1 rRNA gene is annotated in these 1,618 nt (G+C 52.7%); it reads right to left on the reverse strand.

The features are described 5' to 3' along the window. Positions 1–15 precede the first annotated feature (15 nt). Positions 16–1,546: ribosomal RNA gene (locus ACQ4WM_RS24660) — 16S ribosomal RNA — on the reverse strand. Positions 1,547–1,618 lie beyond the last annotated feature (72 nt).

Here is a 1,618-nt window from a genome sequence, read left to right on the forward strand (position 1 = left end):
TCGTGCAAACTCTAGAAAGGAGGTGATCCAGCCGCACCTTCCGATACGGCTACCTTGTTACGACTTCACCCCAGTCACGAATCCTACCGTGGTAAGCGCCCTCCTTGCGGTTAAGCTACCTACTTCTGGTAAAACCCGCTCCCATGGTGTGACGGGCGGTGTGTACAAGACCCGGGAACGTATTCACCGCGACATGCTGATCCGCGATTACTAGCGATTCCAACTTCATGCAGTCGAGTTGCAGACTACAATCCGGACTACGATACACTTTCTGCGATTAGCTCCCCCTCGCGGGTTGGCGGCGCTCTGTATGTACCATTGTATGACGTGTGAAGCCCTACCCATAAGGGCCATGAGGACTTGACGTCATCCCCACCTTCCTCCGGTTTGTCACCGGCAGTCTCATTAGAGTGCCCTTTCGTAGCAACTAATGACAAGGGTTGCGCTCGTTGCGGGACTTAACCCAACATCTCACGACACGAGCTGACGACAGCCATGCAGCACCTGTGTACTGGTTCTCTTTCGAGCACTCCCCAATCTCTCAGGGATTCCAGCCATGTCAAGGGTAGGTAAGGTTTTTCGCGTTGCATCGAATTAATCCACATCATCCACCGCTTGTGCGGGTCCCCGTCAATTCCTTTGAGTTTTAATCTTGCGACCGTACTCCCCAGGCGGTCTACTTCACGCGTTAGCTGCGTTACCAAGTCAATTAAGACCCGACAACTAGTAGACATCGTTTAGGGCGTGGACTACCAGGGTATCTAATCCTGTTTGCTCCCCACGCTTTCGTGCATGAGCGTCAATCTTGACCCAGGGGGCTGCCTTCGCCATCGGTGTTCCTCCACATATCTACGCATTTCACTGCTACACGTGGAATTCTACCCCCCTCTGCCAGATTCTAGCCTTGCAGTCTCCAATGCAATTCCCAGGTTGAGCCCGGGGATTTCACATCAGACTTACAAAACCGCCTGCGCACGCTTTACGCCCAGTAATTCCGATTAACGCTTGCACCCTACGTATTACCGCGGCTGCTGGCACGTAGTTAGCCGGTGCTTATTCTTCAGGTACCGTCATTAGCAAAAGATATTAGCTCTCACCGTTTCTTCCCTGACAAAAGAGCTTTACAACCCGAAGGCCTTCTTCACTCACGCGGCATTGCTGGATCAGGCTTGCGCCCATTGTCCAAAATTCCCCACTGCTGCCTCCCGTAGGAGTCTGGACCGTGTCTCAGTTCCAGTGTGGCTGGTCGTCCTCTCAGACCAGCTACTGATCGATGCCTTGGTAGGCTTTTACCCTACCAACTAGCTAATCAGATATCGGCCGCTCCACGAGCATGAGGTCTTGCGATCCCCCACTTTCATCCTTAGATCGTATGCGGTATTAGCGTAACTTTCGCTACGTTATCCCCCACTCCAGGGTACGTTCCGATATATTACTCACCCGTTCGCCACTCGCCACCAGAGCAAGCTCCGTGCTGCCGTTCGACTTGCATGTGTAAGGCATGCCGCCAGCGTTCAATCTGAGCCAGGATCAAACTCTTCAGTTTAATCTCTGTTACTTTGCCCTGTTACAGGCACCATCATTGCTGATGGGTCGCTCACTCAAAAAACTGACAGGC

Source organism: Janthinobacterium longum, assembly GCF_051380735.1.
GTDB lineage: Bacteria > Pseudomonadota > Gammaproteobacteria > Burkholderiales > Burkholderiaceae_D > Janthinobacterium.